Annotated in this window: 23 protein-coding genes, 1 pseudogene and 1 riboswitch; of the genes and pseudogenes, 5 read left to right on the forward strand and 19 right to left on the reverse strand. The window is 73.2% G+C overall.

Annotated features, from left to right (window positions below):
* Positions 1 to 133 precede the first annotated feature (133 nt).
* The 9 genes from ACIBA9_RS07550 to ACIBA9_RS07590 all read right to left on the reverse strand — a co-directional run bounded on the left by ACIBA9_RS07550 (position 134) and on the right by ACIBA9_RS07590 (position 5,743).
* Positions 134 to 1,150, reverse strand: a complete 1,017-nt coding sequence (locus ACIBA9_RS07550) for an asparaginase (protein WP_399361255.1) — start codon at positions 1,148 to 1,150, stop codon at positions 134 to 136.
* A 41-nt stretch (positions 1,151 to 1,191) separates the two neighbouring features.
* Positions 1,192 to 1,359, reverse strand: coding sequence for a hypothetical protein (locus ACIBA9_RS07555; RefSeq protein WP_399360577.1), 168 nt, complete (start codon positions 1,357 to 1,359; stop codon positions 1,192 to 1,194).
* Entirely contained in the window at positions 1,356 to 2,087 is a 732-nt protein-coding gene (locus tag ACIBA9_RS07560; protein WP_399360579.1) for a FadR/GntR family transcriptional regulator, read from the reverse strand. The genes ACIBA9_RS07555 and ACIBA9_RS07560 overlap by 4 nt, the downstream gene beginning before the upstream one ends.
* Positions 2,088 to 2,216: 129 nt before the next feature.
* On the reverse strand, positions 2,217 to 3,053 hold the full coding sequence (locus ACIBA9_RS07565; RefSeq protein ID WP_399360581.1) for an undecaprenyl-diphosphate phosphatase: 837 nt from the start codon (positions 3,051 to 3,053) through the stop codon (positions 2,217 to 2,219).
* A gap of 75 nt (positions 3,054 to 3,128) precedes the next feature.
* The gene (gene crcB, locus ACIBA9_RS07570; RefSeq protein ID WP_362165503.1) at positions 3,129 to 3,503 is read right to left on the reverse strand and encodes a fluoride efflux transporter CrcB; all 375 of its coding nucleotides are present in this window, start codon (positions 3,501 to 3,503) and stop codon (positions 3,129 to 3,131) included.
* Complete coding sequence (locus ACIBA9_RS07575; RefSeq protein WP_399360583.1) at positions 3,500 to 3,880, reverse strand: DUF190 domain-containing protein; 381 nt, start codon at positions 3,878 to 3,880, stop codon at positions 3,500 to 3,502. The genes crcB (ACIBA9_RS07570) and ACIBA9_RS07575 overlap by 4 nt, the downstream gene beginning before the upstream one ends.
* Positions 3,877 to 4,338 (reverse strand): fluoride efflux transporter CrcB, encoded by a 462-nt coding sequence (crcB, locus tag ACIBA9_RS07580; RefSeq protein WP_399360585.1) that lies wholly within the window; start codon positions 4,336 to 4,338, stop codon positions 3,877 to 3,879. Before crcB (ACIBA9_RS07580) ends, ACIBA9_RS07575 begins: the two co-directional genes overlap by 4 nt.
* Positions 4,339 to 4,419: 81 nt before the next feature.
* A complete protein-coding gene (locus tag ACIBA9_RS07585; RefSeq protein ID WP_399360587.1) occupies positions 4,420 to 5,376 on the reverse strand; it encodes an SMP-30/gluconolactonase/LRE family protein in 957 nt (318 codons plus the stop codon).
* A gap of 79 nt (positions 5,377 to 5,455) precedes the next feature.
* Positions 5,456 to 5,743: an ArsR family transcriptional regulator gene (locus tag ACIBA9_RS07590; protein ID WP_399360589.1), complete on the reverse strand. Its 288-nt coding sequence runs from the start codon at positions 5,741 to 5,743 to the stop codon at positions 5,456 to 5,458.
* Between the two features lie 296 nt (positions 5,744 to 6,039).
* Here ACIBA9_RS07590 and ACIBA9_RS07595 point away from each other — a divergent pair, with 296 nt between their 5' ends.
* Both ACIBA9_RS07595 and ACIBA9_RS07600 read left to right on the forward strand, forming a co-directional pair.
* Positions 6,040 to 6,390: a VOC family protein gene (locus ACIBA9_RS07595; RefSeq protein ID WP_362165498.1), complete on the forward strand. Its 351-nt coding sequence runs from the start codon at positions 6,040 to 6,042 to the stop codon at positions 6,388 to 6,390.
* 74 nt (positions 6,391 to 6,464) lie between these two features.
* Positions 6,465 to 6,863 carry a MarR family transcriptional regulator gene (locus tag ACIBA9_RS07600; RefSeq protein WP_362165496.1) on the forward strand — a complete coding sequence of 133 codons (399 nt, stop codon included), beginning with the start codon at positions 6,465 to 6,467 and terminating at the stop codon, positions 6,861 to 6,863.
* A gap of 91 nt (positions 6,864 to 6,954) precedes the next feature.
* Here the strand turns inward: ACIBA9_RS07600 and ACIBA9_RS07605 are convergent, their stop codons facing one another.
* The 3 genes from ACIBA9_RS07605 to ACIBA9_RS07615 form a co-directional block, all read right to left on the reverse strand.
* Positions 6,955 to 7,920 (reverse strand): MBL fold metallo-hydrolase, encoded by a 966-nt coding sequence (locus tag ACIBA9_RS07605; RefSeq protein ID WP_399360592.1) that lies wholly within the window; start codon positions 7,918 to 7,920, stop codon positions 6,955 to 6,957.
* A 69-nt stretch (positions 7,921 to 7,989) separates the two neighbouring features.
* Positions 7,990 to 9,105, reverse strand: coding sequence for a hypothetical protein (locus ACIBA9_RS07610; protein ID WP_399360593.1), 1,116 nt, complete (start codon positions 9,103 to 9,105; stop codon positions 7,990 to 7,992).
* Positions 9,106 to 9,175: 70 nt separating this feature from the next.
* Positions 9,176 to 9,574 (reverse strand): SseB family protein, encoded by a 399-nt coding sequence (locus tag ACIBA9_RS07615; RefSeq protein ID WP_362165491.1) that lies wholly within the window; start codon positions 9,572 to 9,574, stop codon positions 9,176 to 9,178.
* 516 nt (positions 9,575 to 10,090) lie between these two features.
* On the opposite strand from ACIBA9_RS07615, the gene ACIBA9_RS07620 reads away from it, so the two are divergent.
* Together ACIBA9_RS07620 and ACIBA9_RS07625 are read left to right on the forward strand one after the other, a co-directional pair.
* Positions 10,091 to 10,957: a CAP domain-containing protein gene (locus ACIBA9_RS07620; RefSeq protein ID WP_399360595.1), complete on the forward strand. Its 867-nt coding sequence runs from the start codon at positions 10,091 to 10,093 to the stop codon at positions 10,955 to 10,957.
* A gap of 259 nt (positions 10,958 to 11,216) precedes the next feature.
* Entirely contained in the window at positions 11,217 to 12,290 is a 1,074-nt protein-coding gene (locus ACIBA9_RS07625; RefSeq protein WP_399360597.1) for an NAD(+)/NADH kinase, read from the forward strand.
* Between the two features lie 4 nt (positions 12,291 to 12,294).
* Here the strand turns inward: ACIBA9_RS07625 and ACIBA9_RS07630 are convergent, their stop codons facing one another.
* Together ACIBA9_RS07630 and ACIBA9_RS07635 are read right to left on the reverse strand one after the other, a co-directional pair.
* Positions 12,295 to 13,071, reverse strand: a complete 777-nt coding sequence (locus ACIBA9_RS07630; protein WP_399360599.1) for a class I SAM-dependent methyltransferase — start codon at positions 13,069 to 13,071, stop codon at positions 12,295 to 12,297.
* Positions 13,068 to 13,727 carry a chloramphenicol phosphotransferase CPT family protein gene (locus ACIBA9_RS07635; protein ID WP_399360601.1) on the reverse strand — a complete coding sequence of 220 codons (660 nt, stop codon included), beginning with the start codon at positions 13,725 to 13,727 and terminating at the stop codon, positions 13,068 to 13,070. The genes ACIBA9_RS07630 and ACIBA9_RS07635 overlap by 4 nt, the downstream gene beginning before the upstream one ends.
* Positions 13,728 to 14,316: 589 nt before the next feature.
* Here ACIBA9_RS07635 and ACIBA9_RS07640 point away from each other — a divergent pair.
* Complete coding sequence (locus ACIBA9_RS07640; RefSeq protein WP_399360603.1) at positions 14,317 to 14,898, forward strand: histidine phosphatase family protein; 582 nt, start codon at positions 14,317 to 14,319, stop codon at positions 14,896 to 14,898.
* 521 nt (positions 14,899 to 15,419) lie between these two features.
* On the opposite strand, the gene ACIBA9_RS07645 is transcribed toward ACIBA9_RS07640, so the two are convergent.
* The 5 genes and pseudogenes from ACIBA9_RS07645 to ACIBA9_RS07665 all read right to left on the reverse strand — a co-directional run bounded on the left by ACIBA9_RS07645 (position 15,420) and on the right by ACIBA9_RS07665 (position 18,885).
* Positions 15,420 to 16,172 (reverse strand): CbtA family protein, encoded by a 753-nt coding sequence (locus ACIBA9_RS07645; protein ID WP_399360605.1) that lies wholly within the window; start codon positions 16,170 to 16,172, stop codon positions 15,420 to 15,422.
* Between the two features lie 21 nt (positions 16,173 to 16,193).
* Positions 16,194 to 16,415: a CbtB-domain containing protein gene (locus ACIBA9_RS07650; protein ID WP_362165485.1), complete on the reverse strand. Its 222-nt coding sequence runs from the start codon at positions 16,413 to 16,415 to the stop codon at positions 16,194 to 16,196.
* A gap of 37 nt (positions 16,416 to 16,452) precedes the next feature.
* Positions 16,453 to 16,600, reverse strand: a riboswitch (cobalamin riboswitch).
* Between the two features lie 105 nt (positions 16,601 to 16,705).
* A complete protein-coding gene (locus ACIBA9_RS07655; RefSeq protein ID WP_399360607.1) occupies positions 16,706 to 17,779 on the reverse strand; it encodes an enoyl-CoA hydratase/isomerase family protein in 1,074 nt (357 codons plus the stop codon).
* Positions 17,776 to 17,964, reverse strand: a pseudogene (locus ACIBA9_RS07660) (acyl-CoA dehydrogenase family protein); the annotation flags it as partial. The pseudogene ACIBA9_RS07660 and the gene ACIBA9_RS07655, both read right to left, overlap by 4 nt.
* A 279-nt stretch (positions 17,965 to 18,243) precedes the next feature.
* Positions 18,244 to 18,885, reverse strand: a complete 642-nt coding sequence (locus ACIBA9_RS07665) for a superoxide dismutase (protein WP_362165483.1) — start codon at positions 18,883 to 18,885, stop codon at positions 18,244 to 18,246.
* Positions 18,886 to 19,133: the final 248 nt, after the last annotated feature.

A 19,133-nucleotide genomic window follows, 5' to 3' on the forward strand; every position in this document is an offset into this window, starting at 1 on the left:
GCCGGGGGCGACCCACGCACCCGGCCGGCCCCGGCCCACGGCCGGCCCCCGCCCGGAATCGGCTGTGGACCGCCCGTGCACGGGCAGAGCCGCGGGTCGCCCCGCGCACGGGCGCGGCCCATACGGCGGTGAGCTAGGCGCACGCCGGGAGCGGGAGCGGGTCCAGCGCGCGTACGACGCGCACGCCTCCCACCGGCTCCCCTCCCCCGAGCAGCGGCTCCCCCGCGAACCCGGTCAGCAGCGCCGGGTCGACGCCGGCCCGTGCGAGCGCCGCCGCGGCGACCGGGACACGGGCCCGGTTGGCGCCGTCGGCGATCTTGACGGCGATCGCGCGGCCGTCCGGCAACGCGGCCACCTGGACGCCTTCGAAACCGTCCTTGGCGAGCAGCCCGGGCACGGCGCGGATCAGCGCGGCGACGTCGCGGCCGGAGCCGGAGGCCATCTCGGCGTGCGTGCGCATCGCGTCGGCGACCCGGGCCTCGGGCGTACCGGGCACGGCGGCGGTGATCCGGGAGAGCGCGCGGGCGAGGCCGTGCAGCGATATGGAGAACAGCGGGGCGCCGCAGCCGTCGACGGTGACGCGGGCGACACGCTGACCGGTGAGGTCCTCGACGATCTCGGCGATGGCCTGCTGGAGCGGGTGCGCCGGGTCGAGGTAGTCCTCCAGGGACCAACCGTTGAGCTTGGCCGTCCAGAGCATGGCGGCGTGCTTGCCGGAGCAGTTCTGGGCGAGCCGGGAGGCCGGCCGGGAGGCGCGGACCCAGGCGTCCCGGACGGCGGGGTCGTAGGGCAGGTCGGGGACGTTGCGCAGATCGTCCTCCGTCAGCCCGGCGAGTTCGAGGATGCGCCGGGTGCCGGCGAGGTGGCGTTCCTCGCCGGAGTGGCTCGCGGCGGCCAGCGACAGCAGTTCGCCGTCCAGGGGCAGTCCGGCCCGCAGCATGGCCACGGCCTGGACCGGCTTGAGGGCCGAGCGGGGGTAGAAGGCGGCCTCGATGTCGCCGAGTTGGAAGCCCACCTGGCCGTCGGCGTCGAGGACGACGACCGAGCCGTGGTGGACGCCCTCGACGACTCCGCCGCGGACGAGGTGGGCGACGGGCGCGTGGAGGGGCTCGCGCACGACGGGCGCTTCGGCCAGGGAACTGCTGTACATCACTGCCTGCGTCTCGGGGTCGGGTTCGGCCGGCACGCGGGTCACGCGTCCGCGCCGGTGGATATGCGCGCCGTGCCGCCGCGGTAGCGGTCGGCGACCGGCGCCGCGAGGTTCCCGATCACCGTGAACCGGGAGCGGGAGCGGGGCGCGGGACTCTTCCCGGGTGCGAGACGCCGCGCGACGAGGTCCTCGCCGTGCTGCGCGCTCATGCCAGGGGTCCGGCCGGTGTCGGGAGATCCGTGCGCCGGGCGCGCACGATGTCGGTGAGGCTCGTCTCCACGCGGTCCAGGTGGTGGCTCATGGCCTCCACGGCGTCGTGCTCGCTGCCGTCGGCCAGCGCCTCGAGGATGGCCCGGTGTTCGCGATCGGACTGTTCCCGGCGGCCGCCCAGTTCGTTGAGGAAGGCCGACTGGCGTGCCAGCGCGTCCCTGATCTCCTCGATGACCCGGCGGAAGACCGGGTTCTGGGCGGCCTCGGCCACGGCGAGGTGGAAGAGGGTGTCCATCGCGACCCAGGCCGTGGTGTCCGTCTCCCGCCGCATGCGGTCGAGCAGATGGGCCAGGTGGTCCAGGTTCTCCGGGGTGCGGCGCAGGGCCGCGTATCCGGCGACGGGGATCTCGATGTGGCGGCGCACCTCGAGCAGGTCGCTGGCCGCGTAGTCGCCGAAGGTGGGGTCCTCCACGGCGTTGGCGACGACGAAGGTGCCCTTGCCGGTCCGGGAGACGGTCAGCCCCATCGTCTGCAGCGCGCGCAGCGCCTCGCGCAGCACCGGCCGGGAGACCTCGAGGGTGCGGCACAGCTCGGCCTCTGAGGGCAGCTTGTCGCCGACGGCGTACCGGCCGCGCTCGATGGCGTCACGGAGGTGGACGAGGACCGCTTCCATGGCGCTCACGCGCCTCGGACCCGCACCACCTGTCTGGCTGTCTGACAGGTTCACGGATGCGATCCTGCGGGTTCCGGGCCGAACCTGTCAAGGCGGGCCCCGGGAGCGAGGTGGGGAGACGAGAACGGGGTGCGGCGCCCTGGTCCAGGCATCCGCACCCCGTGGGTGATCGGCAGGGGCCGCTCAGCCGCTGAGCGTGCCGGTGGCGAGCAGCCCGAGCAGGGCCGCGCCGATGACGAGCCGGTAGATCACGAAGGCGTTGAAGGAGTGCTTGGCGACGAACTTCAGCAGCCAGGCGATGGAGGCGTAGGCCACCACGAAGGACACGACCGTGCCGATGGCCAGCGGGGCGGCGCCCACGCCCGCGCCGAGGGCGTCCTTCAGCTCGTACACGCCCGCGCCGGTCAGGGCGGGGATGCCGAGGAAGAACGACAGGCGGGTGGCGGCGACGCGGTCCAGGTCGAGGATGAGCGCGGTGGACATGGTGGCGCCGGAGCGGGAGAAGCCGGGGAAGAGCAGGGCGAGGATCTGGGAGCAGCCGACCCACATGGCGTCCTTGAAGGAGGTGTCGTCCTCCCCGCGCTTGTGGCGGCCCATCTGGTCGGCGGCCCACATCACGCCCGAGCCGACGATGAGCGAGCCGGCCACGACCCAGAGCGAGGCGAGCGGACCGTCGATGAGCGGCTTCGCCGCCAGGCCGACCACGACGATCGGAATGGTCGCGGCGATGACCCACCAGGCGAACTTGTAGTCGTGGTGGTAACGCTCCTCGCGGTGGGTCAGACCGCGGAACCAGGCGGAGACGATCCGCTTGATGTCCTTGAAGAAGTACACGAGCACGGCGGCGATGGCGCCGACCTGGATGACGGCGGAGAACCCGACGACGGACTTGTCGTCGACCGGGATGTCCATGAGTCCCTCGGCGATCTTCAGATGTCCGGTGGAGGACACCGGGAGGAACTCCGTCACCCCCTCGACGACTCCGAGGACGACGGCTTGACCGACGGAGATGGCGCTCATGGGATCCAGTTCTGAGGAGAGTGGGTCGACAGTGCTGTAGACAGTACTTGCTGTGTCCGGCCGCGCGGCAGGCGCCTAACCCCACAGGGCTGCGGCGAGCGAGACACCGGCGAAGGCCGCGGCGAGCCCCGCCGCCACGCTCGCGACGACGTTGACGGCAGCGTAGAGCCCGGACCCGGCCTCGGTCAGCCGCAGGGTCTCGTAGGAGAAGGTCGAGTACGTCGTCAGCGCCCCGCACAGCCCGGTGCCCAGCAGGAGTTGCAGGTGGGATCCGGCGGCTCCGGCGGACGCGGCACCGGTGAGCAGGCCGAGGACCAGACATCCCGTGACGTTCACCACGAAGGTGCCCCAGGGGAACAGCGAGTCGTGCCGGGCCTGTACGGCACGGTCGGTGAGATAGCGCAGGGGCGCGCCGACGGCGGCTCCCGCGATGACCAGCAGCCAGTTCACGACGACTTCTTACCCCCCGGGTCCGGCGCGCCCGGGCCGGGCGCGCCGCCCTGGCGCCGGACGACCTCGCACTCCTCCAGTGTCACGAGGGCGTCGCCGACCACTTCACCGAGCCGCGGCAGGAACGCCCGGACGTGCTCCTCCGTGTCCACGACGACCACCGCGACCGGCAGGTCCTCGCTCAGGGACAGCAGGCGGGAGGTGTGGATGCGGGCGGAGGCGCCGAAGCCCTCGATACCCCGGAAGACACTGGCCCCGGCGAGCCCCGCGGCATGCGCCCGGTGCACGATCTCGGAGTAGAGGGGCCGGTGGTGCCAGGTGTCGCCCTCGTCGAGGTAGACGGTCAGCCGGAGGGCCCGGCCGCTGAGTGACGTCATCGCCGCCTCCCGGTCAGCACGCGGCGGGCGGCGGCCGAGGCCAGCCACACCGCGGTAAGGGCCGCGAACACGGTCGCGGCCAAATAGCCGAGCCCCAGGCCGGGGCGGCCGGCGTCGAGCAGTCCGCGGACGTCGACGGCGTAGGTGGAGAAGGTGGTGAAGCCGCCGAGCACGCCGGTGCCGAAGAACGGGCGGACGAGGCGGTGGGCGGCCCATACATCGGTGACGAGCACCATGAACACGCCGATCACCGCGCATCCGGTGACGTTGGTCCAGAAGATCGCCCAGGGAAAGCTCCCGGCCGGCGTGGGCCAGTGGAGGGTGAGCGCGTAGCGGGCCGACGCGCCGAGGGCGCCGCCGAGCGCGACCACCGCGACGACGGCCGCCTGTGCACCCCGCCCGGACCGCCGCCGGGGCTCGGGACGGGTGCGCACACTCTCGGCTTCCGGGGCTGTCATCGTCGTACGTCACTCCTGTCCGGCCCGCCCCCACGGGTGATCACGGCCGGGCACCAGGGTACCGCCGGGACACCGCCCGGCTCACCCGGCGGGGAGCGCGCAGACCGCGACGCCCGGCTCCCGGAGGCTGCCGAGGACCAGGTGGTCGCCGCTCACGCAGACGCTGGTGACCATGCGGTAGCCGGAGCGGCGGCGGGTGAGGTGGTGCACGGTGTGTCCCTCGTCGTCGAACGCGAGCACACCGACGGTGCCGCCCGGCCGGAACGGCGCGTGTACGGCGGCGCGGGCGGCGGTGGCCCGGACGGCGGGCGGAGTGCGGTGCAGCAGGTCCAGCGCGGGCACGCGGGGGCCGGCCAGCGCGACCCAGAGGGGGCCGTCCGGGCCCGCGCGCCAGAGGTTGTCCGGCATGCCCGGGAGGGTGGCGAACAGGTCCGTGTGTCCGGCGCGCGGGCCGGTGAGGTGATAGCGCGTCAGACGGCGGGCACCGGTCTCGGCGAGCACCAGGAAGGAGCCGTCACCGCCGACGACCAGGCCGTTGGCGAACTGCAGCCCCTCGAGCAGCACTTCGGGTTCGGTGGCGTCGGGCGCGAGCCGCAGCAGCCGTCCGGTGCCGGTGTGTTCGACGATGTCGCCGATCCACTGGTGGAGCGGATAGCGGCGGCTGGAGACGGTGAAGAACACGGTGCCGTCGGGCAGGGCGACGACGTTGCTGCAGAAGCGCAGCCCCTCCCCCGCCACCGAGTCCGCGAGGACGCGCACGGTGCCGTCGCCGAGGTCGACGCGCAGCAGACCGCGTTCCGCGTCGCACACCAACAGGCTTCCGTCGGGGGCGAGTTCGAGCCCCAGGGGGCGCCCACCGGTCTCGGCCAGCACCTCCACCCGGGCGGTGGGCGGGTCGCCGAGGTGGTGGACGCGCAGGATGCGTCCGTCCTCCACTCCGGTCAGCACACGCCCGTGCGCGTCGGCGATCACGTCCTCGGGGCCGCGGGCGCCCAGGAAGACGTAGTGCAGCGGGACGAGTTCCGTGGTCCGGTCCATGTGCGGTGCCCTTCGCCGTCGGTCGGCCCATCCTGGCACCCGGGCCGCCGGATCGGGCCCACGATCGGTGACTCGGTGTTCACCAGCCCTTCTCGAACATCCGCGTCACCTCGGCGATGCGGATCTCGTCGCGCCGGTAGTAGCGGCGGCAGCGGCTGCGCCGGACGCGCAGCAGCCCGAGGCGGGCGAGGAGGTCCAGATGGGCGGCGGCTGTCCGGCGAGGCACGCCCAGCTTGGCGGCGACGGCCCGGACGGTGACGCCGGCCGTGGCGGGGGCGCCGTGGCCGACGGCCGGGAAGTGCTCCGCCGGGTCCTTGAGCCACTCCAGGATGGTCTGTCGTATGCGGCCCGAGGGGGTGCCCGTCATCCGTCCGTCCTCCGTCCCGGCCTCCTCCACGCGTTGTTCCCCACTGTGGCGCGGGCGATGCCGTCGCGTCCGGGACTCGGCGACCGTTGTCCGGTACCGGACGGCCGTACGACGGAGAGCGGGATGGACGGGCCAGGTACCCGGGTGGCGGCCGACGGGGTGCCGGGTCGGCGCGCAGCCGGGTGGCCCGTCGGGGACCGGTCAGGATCGGAGAAGCCGTGACGGGCCGCCCGGGCCTAGCGTGAAGGGACCGGCGGGCGACCGCCGGGCCCCGCACCTCAGAAGGAGTGAGCCCTGTGACCGCAGGCGTGCAGACGATCATCTACCCCGTCAAGGACCCGGAGCGGGCCAAGGCGCTGTTCACCGCCCTGCTGGGCGTCGAGCCGTACGCCGACGAGCCGTACTACATCGGCTTCAAGGCGGCCGGGCAGGACATCGGCCTCGACCCGAACGGGCATGCGCAGGGCATGACCGGGCCGGTGCCGTTCTGGCACGTCACCGATCTCCGTGAGCGGCTCGCGGCCCTGTTGGCGGCGGGTGCCGAGGTGCTCCAGGACGTGCGGGACGTCGGCAACGGCCGGCTGATCGCGTCGGTGAAGGACCCGGACGGCAATCTGGTGGGGCTGCTCCAGGACCCGGCTGCCTGAGGCTCGCGGAGCCGCCCGCACAGCACACTAGTTGCACAATCAATTATTGGCTGAATCGGTGCTACGGTGCGGGTATGGCAGTCAAGACGGCCGACGCCCGGCTCGAGGAACGGTGGCGGGGGATACTGTCGGTCCACGCGCGCACGATGTGCGAGATCGACCGGGCGCTGCACCCGCACGGGCTGGGCGCCAGCGACTTCGAGGTGCTGGACATCCTGGCGTCCGAATCCCTCCGGGAGGGCGACCACTGCCGGGTGCAGAACCTCGTCGGGCGGGTCCATCTCAGCCAGAGCGCACTGTCCCGGCTGATCGGCCGGCTGGAGAAGGACGGCCTGGTGGAGCGCTCGGTGTGCGTGGAGGACCGGCGCGGGGTGTGGGTCGCCCTCACCCCCAAGGGCCGCGCACTGCACACCGAGGTGCTGCCGGTCCAGCGAGCCGTGTTGCAGCGCATGCTGGTCGGGCAGGACCGCTAGGGCCCCTCTTCCGGGTCGGGCCGGCCGGGATCGGGGGCGCCGCACGGCCTACCCGACTCCGCGACCCGGGCAAGATCTGGACGAGAGGCCCTCAGATCACCAGCTCGGCTCCGTCCGGCAGGATCTCGACGCCCTCGGCGGTGACGAAGGCGCGGGCCGGGGAGGCGGGATCCAGCAGGGTGTTGGTGTGGTTGAGGTGGGTGTAGACCCGCCGTACGCCGAGGTGCCGGGCGAGTGCGGCGAGCGTGCCGTCCGGGCCCACGACGGGCAGATGTCCCGCGACCGGAAGCCGGCCCGTGAGCGGCGGGTGTGCCCCGACCGGCGGCCGTCCTCCGGGCGGGGGCGCCGGGCCTCGTACGGCCGGCTCTCCGGTGCCGGGCCGCGCCGCGTCCGTCTCGTCGGCCGCGAAGAACGTCCCGTCCAGCAGGACGCAGTCGGCCTCGGCGCACAGCTCGTCCAGGGCGGGGCTCCAGGACCCGACGCCCGGCGCGTAGAGCAGCGCTCCCCCGCCGGCCAGGTCCTCGACGCGGTACGCCGTCACCCAGGGGCCCGCGGGCGACGGCACTCGCGCGGGGACGTACCCGGGGACTGTCGTGTCCATCGGGTGAGCCGTGACCACCAGCCCGCCGGCGAGCACGAAGCCGCCGTCGGCCAGGCTGTCCGCCCACTCCCAAGGCGCGTACCGGTCCAGCGCGGCCCGGGCCTGGCCCAGGACGGCGCGTACCGGCGAAGCCGCGTACACCTTCAGATCCGGCGCCCCGCGCAGCTCGGCCAGACCGCCGACGTGGTCGGCCTCGGCGTCGGTGAGGAGCACCCCGCGCAGCGGGGAGCCCCGCCGCCCCGGACCGGGCCACAGCGCCGGGGTCGCGGCGAGCTGGGCGCGCAGGTCGGGCGAGGCGTTCAGCAGCCACCAGTCCCGGCCGTTTCCGGTGACGGCCGCGCACTCCCGGGTCCGGGAGGGCAGTCGGCCGCCCCGGGCGGCGGCGCACAGCTCACAGGCGCAGTTCCAGCGCGGAAAGCCGCCCCCGGCGGCGGTGCCCAGCAGGACGACCCTCACGACCATCCGCTCCCTCGTGCTCGCCCGGACGTGTCCCCCGCTGGGATCTTCCCTGCGGAGGGACGGGAGCTACCCCTCGGCGGGGGGCAGTTCCGGCCGTCCTGCGGGCGGCCGCCGGTCCATCGGGCGCAGCGGCGGGATCGGCGCGCCGGGGAAGTCGCGCGGGCCGGTCCACAGGGCGGGTACGGCGTCGCAGCGGCGGCACAGCTCGTAGGCGATCGCCTCGTAGTTGACCCGCCAGCCCCGGAAGTGCGGCCAGGCCTCCTTCGGTGAGCGCTCGGACCGGAAACCGGCCGTCTCAAGCATCGCCGCCGCGGCGTCGAACTCGGCGAAGGAGAGCCGCACCGGCGCCTGTGGTGACGGGTCGGCGTCGAAGGGGATGCGCAGGGCCCGGGCGATGTCCCGCAGCGCGGTGAATCCGGCCCGCAACACCAGCCGGGCCTCCGGCGGGGCGGACCGGGGGGCCAGGGCGAGCTGGAGGGCCGCCGCGTCCATCACGGCGACGAGTCCGACCAGCCAGCTGCGGTACGGCCGCGGCGAGCGGAAGGTCAGCAGGACCGGATAGGTGGAGTGGCTCTCGCCCATGTCGGAGGCGAGCCGCTCCCAGGCGCGGTACAGCTGCGGCAGCGCGGTCTCGGTGTCCACCAGCCACTGCCGGGCCAGGATCTCCGGCCCCCAGGCGGGTTCGCCGGCCCGGGCCAGGAGCAGGGTGACCTCCAGCTCCCGGCGGTTGTAGGCGGCGTAGAGAGTGGGCAGGTAGGCGATCTGGAGGGCGATCAGGATCGGTCCGGTGGCCGCGGCCATGAAGTCGAGCACGGACAGCTTCAGCCGGGCGCCGCTGGCGAAACCGAGCGTGAACAGACTGGAGCCCGCCTCCCGGAACGCGGTGGTCCAGGACAGCGGGGACAGCGCGTGCAGCAGGAGCCCGTAGCCGACGAGGGCTCCGACCAGCCAGCAGACGAGCATGCCGATCAGCATCAGCGGGGCGAGCCAGGTCTGCTTACGGTCGATGGCGTCGTACCCGCCGCGCGGAGCCGTTGTGAGGCGCAGGGCCCGGCGCAGCAGCCACCACAGACGGAACACCAGCACGGAGTACAGGCCCCGGGGAACGACGAGGGTGCGCAGGACACTGCTCAGCACCAGCGCGAGGACCAGTGCCCCGGCGATGCCGGAGAGGAATTCCATGGCGTCATTCTGTCGCCCGGAAGGCCGCCCCCCGGGGTGAGCGCGACCGGGTCCGCCCACCCCGGTGGGGTCAGCGGGCGAGCAGGGTGCGCACCCCTTGCGAGGTGAGGGTGAGCGCGTGGGACGAGCTGCCGTCGATGGCGAGGGAGAGGTCCTCGTCCGGCCACTGCGAGGCGAGCGCGCCCAGCGGGATCAGGCGGTAGCGCGAGACGAACGGCAGGAGTTCGACCATCTCGCCCTCCGTGGTGAACACCGGGACGACCGGCTCGCCGCCGGGCTGTTCCAGGATGGGCAGGGCCACGGTCTCGCCGTCGGCGCCCTCCCCGTCCACCGCGTCGTCCGGCACCGGGACGAGTACGTCGGTCTGGGCGAGGGTGTCCAGGGCAGCCTGGTCCTCGGCGTTCACGGTCAGCGCGTCCAGCGCCTGCTGGGCCGGCGTCGGCAGGTCGTCGTGTGCGGGTGTCTCCATGGCAGGTCCCCTGGTAGCGGTGGTCTTACGGCCGCCTGGACCGGCTGGCCGCGGGCGTGCTCAGCCTCGCGTACCCGGTGGGGTGCGGGGCATGCGCGAGCGGCGGACCGGGGTCCCGGGTTTGTTCGCAGCTGCGCCTCGGGCGCCGAGTCCCCGGGCCACCCAGGCTCCGATCCAGGGTGATATCCCTCACAACGGTGCCGACCACTAAGCGGGCCGGATAGTAGACGCCACTCCAGCGATATTCAGTATTTGTCCGTCTTGCCATAGGCGTGATGGCCGCTTCGACCGAGGGCACCCCCGGCACCCGACACCTTCCCGTAGTCGTTCTCGCGCACGCCTTCCTGACACCACGACAGATGTGAGCAAACGTCGCTAGTGCGAAGGCGGCACTTCTTCGCTCGCCTGACAAGGGTCAGGAATGACTACTAAGAGGGCTAGTAGCAGGGTCCTTTGCGCTCCTTGTGGAGCCGTCCCGAGAATGAGCGCTCCGCGATCACTGAGTGAGGTTGACGTATGGGCCAGCACCGCAGGACGCAGAAGTACCGGCGGATAGTCGTCACCGCCGTGGCCGTGGGAGCCGTGGGGGTGCCGTCCGTGGCCCTGGCGTGTTCCGACTGGCCGTACGGCGGGGAAGACCCGTCCCACGCGGCCGCGGCGAACGCGCTCGTGGGACAGACGAGTGCGGCCGTGCCGCAGTGGCAGTCCGCCCTCGGGGGGCAGACCACCGCACCGGCCGCACCGCCCGCGACCGCTCGGCCGAGTGCCGCAGGGGCCGAGAAGGCCGAAAAGGTCGAGAAGAGGGTCGTGGTTCACAAGCGGGCCGCGCGGACCACCGCTCATCGCGCTCCGCGAGCCACGCATCACCACCCCGGCGGCCCCGTGGCCACCGCCTCCGACGCTTCCGCCGCACCCTCCGTTCCCGCCGTACCCGCGGCTCCCGCCGCTCCCGCCGCTCCGAGCACCCCCGCCGCGGCGAGCACGCCGGAGGCCACCGCCACGGCGTCCGGGACCACCGCGCAGATCCTGCGGCTCGTGAACGACGAGCGGGAGAAGGCCGGTTGCCAGGACCTGGCCCTGAACCCGAAGCTGACCAAGGCAGCCCAGGACCACAGCGCGGACATGGCGGCCCACCAGAACATGTCGCACACCGGCTCCGACGGCTCGTCCCCCGGCGACCGCATCACCGGTGCCGGCTACTCCTGGAGCAGCTACGGGGAGAACATCGCCTACGGCTACACCACGGCGGACCAGGTCATGGCGGGCTGGATGTCCAGCCCGGGCCACCGGGCCAACATCCTCAACTGCGCGTTCAAGGAGATCGGCGTGGGTCTCGCCCAGCCCGGCAGCTACTGGACCCAGGACTTCGGCACGGCCGGCTGACCGGGCGGTCCCCGGACCGGACCCGCGTCAGGCGCCTCTGCCCGCCGGTCCGGCCACGGGCACCGGCCGTCCGCGGGCGGCGATCCGAGGAGCCGTACTCAGGTGAGCGGCCCGGGGTACCCGGGTCCGTGTCCGGATCCGGCCGGTGACCGCGCCGGACGACACCGTCGGCACGACATCCGGCGGCGTGGCGCCCCGCTGAGCGGTGCCCGCCGCGGCGAGGATGGTCGTCGGCGGGAGAGACGGCTGGGAGGCGGCTATGACCGTGAACCGTGTCGGCCTGGTGGTGCACGGAGGACGTGGGGAGGCCGTGGCGGCGGCGCGGGCCGTGCGCGAGTGGTGCGACGAGCACGCCGTGGGGTGTACCGACATCGACGTGTGGCAGCAGGGCGAGCGGCACAGTGCCCGCGAGGAGATGGACACCGCGGGTGATCCGGACCTGATCGTCACCCTGGGCGGTGACGGCACCTTCCTGCGCGGTGCGCGGCTGGCGGCGGAGAACGACGCCCTGGTGCTCGGCGTCGATCTCGGCCGGGTCGGTTTCCTGACCGAGGTGCCGGCACCCGCCGTCCGTGCCGCGCTGGACGCGATCCTGCAGGACAGGATCAACGTCGAGAGCCGGATGCTGCTGACCATGCGGGCGTCGTGCCGGCTGGAGGTGCCCGCCCACATGGAGGAAGTGCTGAGCTACGGCCGGGGCCCGCTGCTGCCGCCGCCCCGGGTCCGGGTGGACTGCGAGGCGGGCGGCGACTGGGGCGTGGCGCTGAACATCTTCGCGCTGAACGACGTCGTCCTGGAGAAGTTGGCCCGGGACCGGCAGGTGTCGGTCGGCGTCTATCTGGCCGGCCGGCTGCTCGCCTCCTACTCCGCCGACGCACTGCTGGTGGCCACACCGACGGGCTCCACCGCGTACAGCTTCGCCGCCGGTGGCCCGGTCGTCTCGCCCCGCGCGGAGGGCCTGGTCTTCACGCCGGTCGCCCCGCACATGGTGTTCAACCGCTCGGTCGTGGCCGCGCCCGACGAGCCGGTGGCCCTGCGGGTGCTCGAACGGTCCGGCCAGGCCGCGGTCAGCGTCGACGGGCAGCTGCGCGGTGTGCTGAGCCCCGGGGACTGGATCGGGGTGTACGCCGCGCCCCGTCGGCTCAAGGCGGTGCGGCTGGGTCCGACGGACTTCTACGGCAGGTTGCGCGAGCGCATGAACCTCACGGACGCGCCGGCCGCGCTCGCCGACGGCACCGCCGCCCCGCTGTGGCCCGTGTCCACGCCGCCGCCCGGTGATCTCGCCCACCTCGCGCTGCCCCCGGTGCCGGGCGACACACGCCCGCCGACCTGAGCGGTCAGGGCACGGCCCGGACGAGGACCAGCGACCCTTCCAGGAAGGGCTGCCGGCGCAGTCGGCCGTACCGCTCGTCCCAGGCGCCGGAGTCGAGGTCCGCGCGGAGCCGTTCGGTGGAGCGTCGTGCCTGTTCGGCGTCGACGAAGCTCCAGGCCGAGCAGGACTGGCGGGCGGCCGGGTCGAGCAGCCGCTCCGGACGGGCGTAGTAGGCCTCGTTGAACCCGTCGACGCAGTCGGCGGGGATCGGCACGGGGGTGATGTCGGCCCGGCCGCCCAGCGCGGCGGTGATGTCGTCGAGGGCGGGGTAGCGCCGGGCCTCGGTGTCCAGCACCCCCGGCGCATAGTCGTACAGCCAGAAGTCCCGTACCCTCGCCGGGTCACAGGTCAGGACGACCACGGGGCCCCGGGCGACCCTGCGCATCTCCCGCAGGCCCTCGGTCGGCCCGCTCCACTGGTGGACGCTGAAGGTGGTCATCGCCGCGTCGAACGAGGCGTCGGGGAAGGGCAGTCGCTCGGCCACCGCGTCCACTGCGGGCGGCAGGTGCGCGGGCCGCTGGGCGCGCATGGAGGCGGACGGTTCCACCGGTGTGACGTCGAAGGCCGTCGACTCGTACGAGCCGGCACCGGCGCCCACGTTGACCACGGTGCGCGCGCCGGCCAGCGCCCGCTCGATCAGGGCCGCGATCCGTGGCTCGGGTCGGCGGTGGACCGAGTAACCTGCCCCGATCCGGTTGTAGTCGGCGTCGCCGGCGCTTCCGTCGACGGCTCGCGTCGTCATCGCGGTCCCTTCTGCACGGTGGTCCGGGCCGGGGTCGTGGCTCCCGGCCGGAGGGTGCGGCGTAGTTCCTCGAAGGCGGTGGGGCGTGGCCGGTCGGCCAGGAAGTCCCGGATGCGCAGGGCGCATTCCCGCGGGGAGAGGAGGCTGGTGTCCACGTCCAGGTCGTGCCGTCCGTGCGCGTGGACGTGACCGAACTGGAGGGCGGCCAGTCCCGGTTGCCGGTCTCCGCGCTCGCGTTCACGCCGCTCCAGCTCGGGCAGGGGGCAACGGACCGCGATCAGGGCGGTGTCGGCGGGCACGAGCAGGTCGAGCAGGTCCAGCAACCGCCATCGCAGGCTCAGCGGGTGGTCCACGACCAGGTTGTTGCCCGCCGCGGCCATCCCGGCCACGGCACGGTGGAAGCCCTTGGCGGTGCGATCGATCTCTTCCCGCAAATCCTCGTCGGCGAGGGGGTGTCGGCAGCGCATGGCGTGGAAGGCGTCGACCGGCATATGGAACCAGATGCCGTCGAGCTCCTCCAGGAGGGCGCGGGCGATGCTGGACTTTCCCGAGCTGGACGTGCCGTTGAGCAGCACGACCGTGCCCCCGGCGGGGGTGGTGGGGACGCGTGCGTGCACGGGATCGTGGGCGGGGGCAAGCGAAGTCGGCACGGTCACCACGGGTTTCCTCCCCCCACGCATACGTCCTGGAAGGAACCTACGGGACGCGTGTGGCATCCCGCCAACGGCTTGTCCGTGGGCGCGGTCAAGCCGAAGGCCGGCGGGACCGTGGCGGTCGCCGCGTGGGGGCCGCCACCGGGTGCGGCGCGAAAGCGTGCCGCTCCGCGGACTCCCTACGGCGCGGACCTGCGCATACGTGGTGGACGCGCACCATGCGGATGCTATGTTCGCGAGAACCGTCGCCGTCGCCACCGCCACCGTGTGATGCCCGGTCCGGGGCGGGCGAGGAGGAGGTGCGTGCCATGACCCGGCGAACGGTGGACCGCGAGGTTCGCGCCCACGCCGGGCCGCGCCGGCACCCTCCGGCACTCCGCGTCCACCGGCTCGTCCACGCCGAGGACATCCCCCTGGGGACGCCCGGGGCGCGGCGCCCCTCGGGCCGGGACGCCGGGTCCGCGAGCGCCGTGGTCGCGGCGGGCGGGCCCGCCGGCCGGTGGACGACCGGCCATCGACCTCGACCGGCGCACCCACGCGCCCTACCAGGCCGAGTCCCACACTCCATGACGGCGGCAGACAGGAGCGCTTCGTGACCAGCCGTGTGTACCTCGTCTCGCCGGCCATGAGCGCGTCGACGCGACAGGCTCGCTTCGACGACGGCGGCTCGATCGACCAGGTCGCGGCGGCCCGGGCCCGGGCGGCCGCGGGGGCGCTGCCCCCGGCGGGCCGGGTCCTCACGTCGCCCGCCGTGCGGTGCCGTCAGACGGCGGTGGCCCTGGGGCTCGACGGGCCGGCGGTGCCCGAACTGGCGGGGCTCGACGTGGGCCGCTGGCGGGGGCGCACGCTGGACGAGGTGGGGGCGGCCGAGCCGGAGGCGGTGGGCCGCTGGCTCACCGACCCCGAAAGCGCGCCGCACGGGGGCGAGTCGGTGCGGGATCTGTGCGGGCGGCTCGCGAACTGGCTGGCGGACATGGCGCGTACGGACGGACGGACACTCGCCGTCGTCGAGCCGGATGTGGTGCGGGCGGTGGTCGTCCGCGCGCTGGGGATGCCCGACGCGGCCTTCTGGCGGCTGGACGTTCCCCCGCTGACGGTGACGGAACTCAGTGGGCGGTCCGGTCGCTGGAACCTGCGGCTCGGTCGTCCGCCCGCACTGCGGGACGCCGACTAGGCTCTGCCGACGGCCAGTTCAGGGGACCGGCCGCCGGGTCGCGGTGGCGGCGCGGGAGGTCGGCTATCGCACAGGAGAGGCAGTCGCCCACCGCGCGACGTGTCCGCCATCGCCTCGGCGCGAGCCATCGCTTAGGTGGGAGCCGTGGCTTCGGTGCGTGCAGCGCTCCCGCGGCCGGCCGGTCCGGTCGGGACAGCCGTCGAAGGGGTCCGTTGTCAGCCTCTCCAGGTCGTGCACGAGCCGTGCGGTGCGTTTCGCCTGCTGGGCGAGGACCCGCACCCTCACGCTCCGGCCGCCGAACTGCTCTCGGCCGGCGATCAGTTGCTCGTGCTCCTTCGGAGGGAGCGCGACCGCCTCGCGCCCCGCGAGGGTGATGCGACGCGGCTGGGGCCGTCCGGCCATCGGGCTCCTCCCCTTCCCACCTGGGTGCCGCCTTCCCCTCGGGCGGCTTGCCGTGTCGGGCGGAACGCGTGAGGGCCCCGGGATGGCTCCACGGGGCCCTCACGCTGTCCGGAAGTGGGTCAGCGCGCCGTCGGCACCATCCGAGCGGCCGACGCCGTCACCGGCTTGGGGTTCAGCAGCCGTTCGGCCAACTCCCCGAAGAGCAGCCCGAATCCGCCCCACAGCACGGCCTGGATGGCCAGCGCGGACAGCCGGAACCGCCAGAGCAGGGCGGCCGGGAAGTCCTTCGGCACCTCGTCGACGGCCGGCAGGAACCCATAGGCCACTCCGATCACGACGGCGAAGGCGGCCACCGCGGTCACGGTCGCCCACCAGGTACCGAGCGCGGGCGCGAGCCGCTTGCCCAGGAGGGTGGCGGCGATCGCGAGGAGGACGCTGAGCAGCATCATCAGGAAGTACAGGCTGGTCCGCTTGCCGATGGTGTCGGGGTCGCCGACCGAAGGCGGGTTGGCCGGGTACTTCAGGAACGGCACCACGTACACGGCGAGCAGTGCGCAGCCGGACAGCAACAGCGCGGTCGCCCGCGGTCCGAACCGGCCGACGCGGCCGAGGGCGAAGCAGTAGGCGAGCGCGGCGATGCCGCCGAAGGCGACCCCGTAGACCAGGACGCCGGTGGCGAGGCCCGCGGTGGACTGCAGGGAGCGGGAGACGACCTCCATCTCGTGCTCGTGGGAGTGGGCGTCCTCGAAGCCGATCGCCTTGTCGACGCTCGGCTCACCGAGCAGGTAGGCGACGACCAGGGCGAGCACGCCCGCTGCCAGGCCGGCGAGCATGCCCCGGACGAGCAGATTCCTTACGGTTGGGGAGTTCATGGTTGTGCGGCGTCCCTCGTGTCAGTGGCAGGGGAAGCCGAGGAGGTGGCGGGCGTCGTGCACCCACTCGTGGACGTCCGTGCCGTTGAACACGGAGGTGGCGCCCTGTTCGGCGCCGACGAAGTAGAGCAGGACCAGCATCAGGATGCCGAAGAAGACCGCCCAGGGAGCTATCGCCTTCAGCGGCAGCTTGGTGGGAAGGGCGGGAGTGGTGACTGTCGGCTGGGCGACATGCTGCGCCATGGCAGGGGCCTCCTCTGGGAGTTCGCGTCCCATCTCGGTGGTGCGGTGGACGACGGCCACGGGTCTGACTCGCGCGGCGCCTCGGCCGAGGCGCCGCGCACACAGTGGCGCGACCGTGCCGGTTTCACACCGGCTTCCGTTTCGCCGTCGTCGGTATCGGTCAAGACCGTAGCGTGTGTGGCGAACATGGCCAAGACCGTGTCCGTCCGCCGGGCCGCGACCTTTCTCTCATATCCGCCATCAGGGACCGCCGCCGACCGGTGAGGGCGGGACGGCGGCCGTTCGGCTCGTCAGACTCCCTCCGTGCCCGCCCCGGGCCCGGCCAGCCCCAGTTCCCGGTCGCCGAGCGGAGCGAAGAAGCGTGCGACATCGGCGTCGGTGACCTCGGCGAGGGTGGCGGGGGACCAACGCGGGCTACGGTCCTTGTCGATGACCTGGGCGCGGATGCCCTCCACCAGGTCGGGGGTGCTCAGGGCGGCGCAGGAGACGCGGTACTCCTGGTCGAGGACCCGCTCCAGCGTTCCCTGTCGCCGGGCGCGGCGCAGGGCGGCCAGTGTGGCCTTCAGTGCGGTGGGCGACCTGCCGAGCAGGGTCTCGGCCGCCTCCTTCGCCTCCGGGCCGCCGTCGGTCAGCAGCCGGTCGAGGATCTCCTCGACGGTGTCGGCGGCGTAGCAGGCGTCGATCCACTCCCGCCGCCCGGCGAGCACACCTCGCGGTGGCGGCTGCGCATGGCGGGCCAGGACGTCTCGTACGGGCAGGTCCGCGAGGTCGTCGAGGAAACGCCCGAGCGCGGCGGACGGCACGTAGTGGTCGGCGAGGCCGCACAGCAGGGCGTCGGCGGCGCCGATCCCGGCGCCCGTCAGCGCGAGATGGGTGCCCAGTTCGCCCGGGGCCTGGACGAGCAGGTAGGTGCCGCCGACGTCGGGGACGAAACCGATGCCGGTCTCCGGCATGGCGATCCGCGACCGCTCGGTGACGATCCGGACGCTGCCGTGCGCGGAGACACCGACGCCGCCGCCCATGACGATGCCATCCATGACGGCGACATAGGGCTTCGCGTAGCGGGCGATTCGGGCGTTGAGGTGGTACTCGTCGCGCCAGAAGGCGGCCGCGGCGCTGCCATCGCCGTCGCGGGCGTCGTCGTGGACGGCGCGGATGTCACCGCCCGCGCACAGTCCGCGCTCCCCCGCCCCGGTGATGACGACGGTGCGTACCGCGGGGTCGTCCTCCCACACGGTCAGCGCCTCGTCGATGCGGCGGACCATCTCGTGGTTGAGGGCGTTGAGGGCCCTGGGCCGGTTGAGGACGATGTGGGCTGCCCGGCCGTCGGTGTGCAGCAGGACGGGTTCCTCGCCGCCGCTCATCCGGACGCCTCCGTCGGGCCGCGGGACACGATGACACGCATGAGCTCGTTGGTTCCTTCCAGGATCCGGTGGACGCGCAGGCCACGGACGATGTTCTCGATGCCGGACTCGCCAAGGTAGCCGTAGCCGCCGTGCGGCTCGAGCGCGCGGTCGGCTACCGAGTACCCGGTGTCGGTGGCGACCCGCAGCCGGAGGTGAGCGTCCGGAACACGGGCACGCCGTCGGCGTGGGTCAGGACCGAACCGCCGGCCTCCTCGCACCGGCTTCCCCGCACGGCGGCCTTGCCCCCGCATCCAGGGTCGGGCGCGCCCTGGAAGGTTCAGGGCGAACCGTCGGGACCGACGGGTGGCGTCGGACGCGGAAGGGCTCCCGCCGGCGGGGTGCCGGGGGAGCCCTCCGTCGAGCGCCTGCCGGTGAGGGGCGAGAAGACGATCACCGGCGGGACGACCGCCTGAGCCGGGGGGTCAGGGGCGCAGGAGCAGGCTGTCGCCGCGCTCCTTGGCGGCGGCGTAGCGCTTGGCCACGTCCTGCCAGTTGACGACCTGCCACATGGCCTCGATGAAGTCCACCTTCTGGTTCTTGTACTGGAGGTAGAAGGCGTGCTCCCAGGCGTCGAAGACCAGGATCGGCGTGGAGCCCTGGCCGACGTTGCCCTGGTGGTCGTAGACCTGCTCCACGATCAGGCGGCCGCTGAGCGGCTCGTAGGCGAGCACGCCCCAGCCCGAACCCTGGGTGGTGGCCGCCGCCTTGGACAGCTGACCCTTGAAGCCGGCGAACGAGCCGAACGACTCGGCGATGGCGTCGGCCAGTTCGCCGACACCGTCGGCCGCCAGCGGCTCGCCGCCGCCGTCGCCGGTCATGTTGTGCCAGTAGATGGAGTGCAGGATGTGCCCGGAGAGGTGGAAGGCCAGGTTCTTCTCCAGGCCGTTGATCGAGCCCCACGTCTCCTTGTCGCGCGCCTCGGCGAGCTGCTCCAACGTGTCGTTGGCGCCCTTCACATAGGCCGCGTGGTGCTTGTCGTGGTGCAGCTCGATGATCTCCGGGCTGATGACCGGCGCGAGCGCCGAGTAGTCGTACGGAAGCTCAGGGAGCGTGTAGAGCGCCATGTCCAACGTCCTCCGACGTTCTTGCGAATAGTATGCAGGTGCACGCTAACAGCAAGAGCCACCGAGTGCCGATCAGACCTTGGACCCAGGGCTCCGGTCGTGTCGTCCTCGACGCACGGCGACGGCGGAGGCGCCGGGGGGCGACCCCTCATCGACGGGGGGCACGAGCGGTACGGGGGGAGCCGGCTCACAGCCGATACCGGGACCCACCCTGCCTACGCGCTTTGTTGACGGGGCAACGGAAATGC

The organism is Streptomyces sp. NPDC051452 (assembly GCF_044454765.1).
GTDB lineage: Bacteria > Actinomycetota > Actinomycetes > Streptomycetales > Streptomycetaceae > Streptomyces.

Coding starts and splice junctions, on each gene's coding strand:
- ACIBA9_RS07615 (WP_362165491.1), bottom strand. CDS start 9,574: ATGGAGACACCCGCACACGACGACCTGCCGACGCCGGCCCAGCAGGCG.
- ACIBA9_RS07575 (WP_399360583.1), bottom strand. CDS start 3,880: ATGACGTCACTCAGCGGCCGGGCCCTCCGGCTGACCGTCTACCTCGAC.
- ACIBA9_RS07600 (WP_362165496.1), top strand. CDS start 6,465: ATGGCAGTCAAGACGGCCGACGCCCGGCTCGAGGAACGGTGGCGGGGG.
- ACIBA9_RS07650 (WP_362165485.1), bottom strand. CDS start 16,415: ATGGCGCAGCATGTCGCCCAGCCGACAGTCACCACTCCCGCCCTTCCC.
- ACIBA9_RS07585 (WP_399360587.1), bottom strand. CDS start 5,376: ATGGACCGGACCACGGAACTCGTCCCGCTGCACTACGTCTTCCTGGGC.
- crcB (WP_399360585.1), bottom strand. CDS start 4,338: ATGACAGCCCCGGAAGCCGAGAGTGTGCGCACCCGTCCCGAGCCCCGG.
- ACIBA9_RS07610 (WP_399360593.1), bottom strand. CDS start 9,105: ATGGAATTCCTCTCCGGCATCGCCGGGGCACTGGTCCTCGCGCTGGTG.
- ACIBA9_RS07630 (WP_399360599.1), bottom strand. CDS start 13,071: ATGACGACGCGAGCCGTCGACGGAAGCGCCGGCGACGCCGACTACAAC.
- ACIBA9_RS07625 (WP_399360597.1), top strand. CDS start 11,217: ATGACCGTGAACCGTGTCGGCCTGGTGGTGCACGGAGGACGTGGGGAG.
- ACIBA9_RS07550 (WP_399361255.1), bottom strand. CDS start 1,150: ATGTACAGCAGTTCCCTGGCCGAAGCGCCCGTCGTGCGCGAGCCCCTC.
- ACIBA9_RS07620 (WP_399360595.1), top strand. CDS start 10,091: ATGGGCCAGCACCGCAGGACGCAGAAGTACCGGCGGATAGTCGTCACC.
- ACIBA9_RS07565 (WP_399360581.1), bottom strand. CDS start 3,053: ATGAGCGCCATCTCCGTCGGTCAAGCCGTCGTCCTCGGAGTCGTCGAG.
- ACIBA9_RS07665 (WP_362165483.1), bottom strand. CDS start 18,885: ATGGCGCTCTACACGCTCCCTGAGCTTCCGTACGACTACTCGGCGCTC.
- ACIBA9_RS07655 (WP_399360607.1), bottom strand. CDS start 17,779: ATGAGCGGCGGCGAGGAACCCGTCCTGCTGCACACCGACGGCCGGGCA.
- ACIBA9_RS07645 (WP_399360605.1), bottom strand. CDS start 16,172: ATGAACTCCCCAACCGTAAGGAATCTGCTCGTCCGGGGCATGCTCGCC.
- ACIBA9_RS07555 (WP_399360577.1), bottom strand. CDS start 1,359: ATGAGCGCGCAGCACGGCGAGGACCTCGTCGCGCGGCGTCTCGCACCC.
- ACIBA9_RS07590 (WP_399360589.1), bottom strand. CDS start 5,743: ATGACGGGCACCCCCTCGGGCCGCATACGACAGACCATCCTGGAGTGG.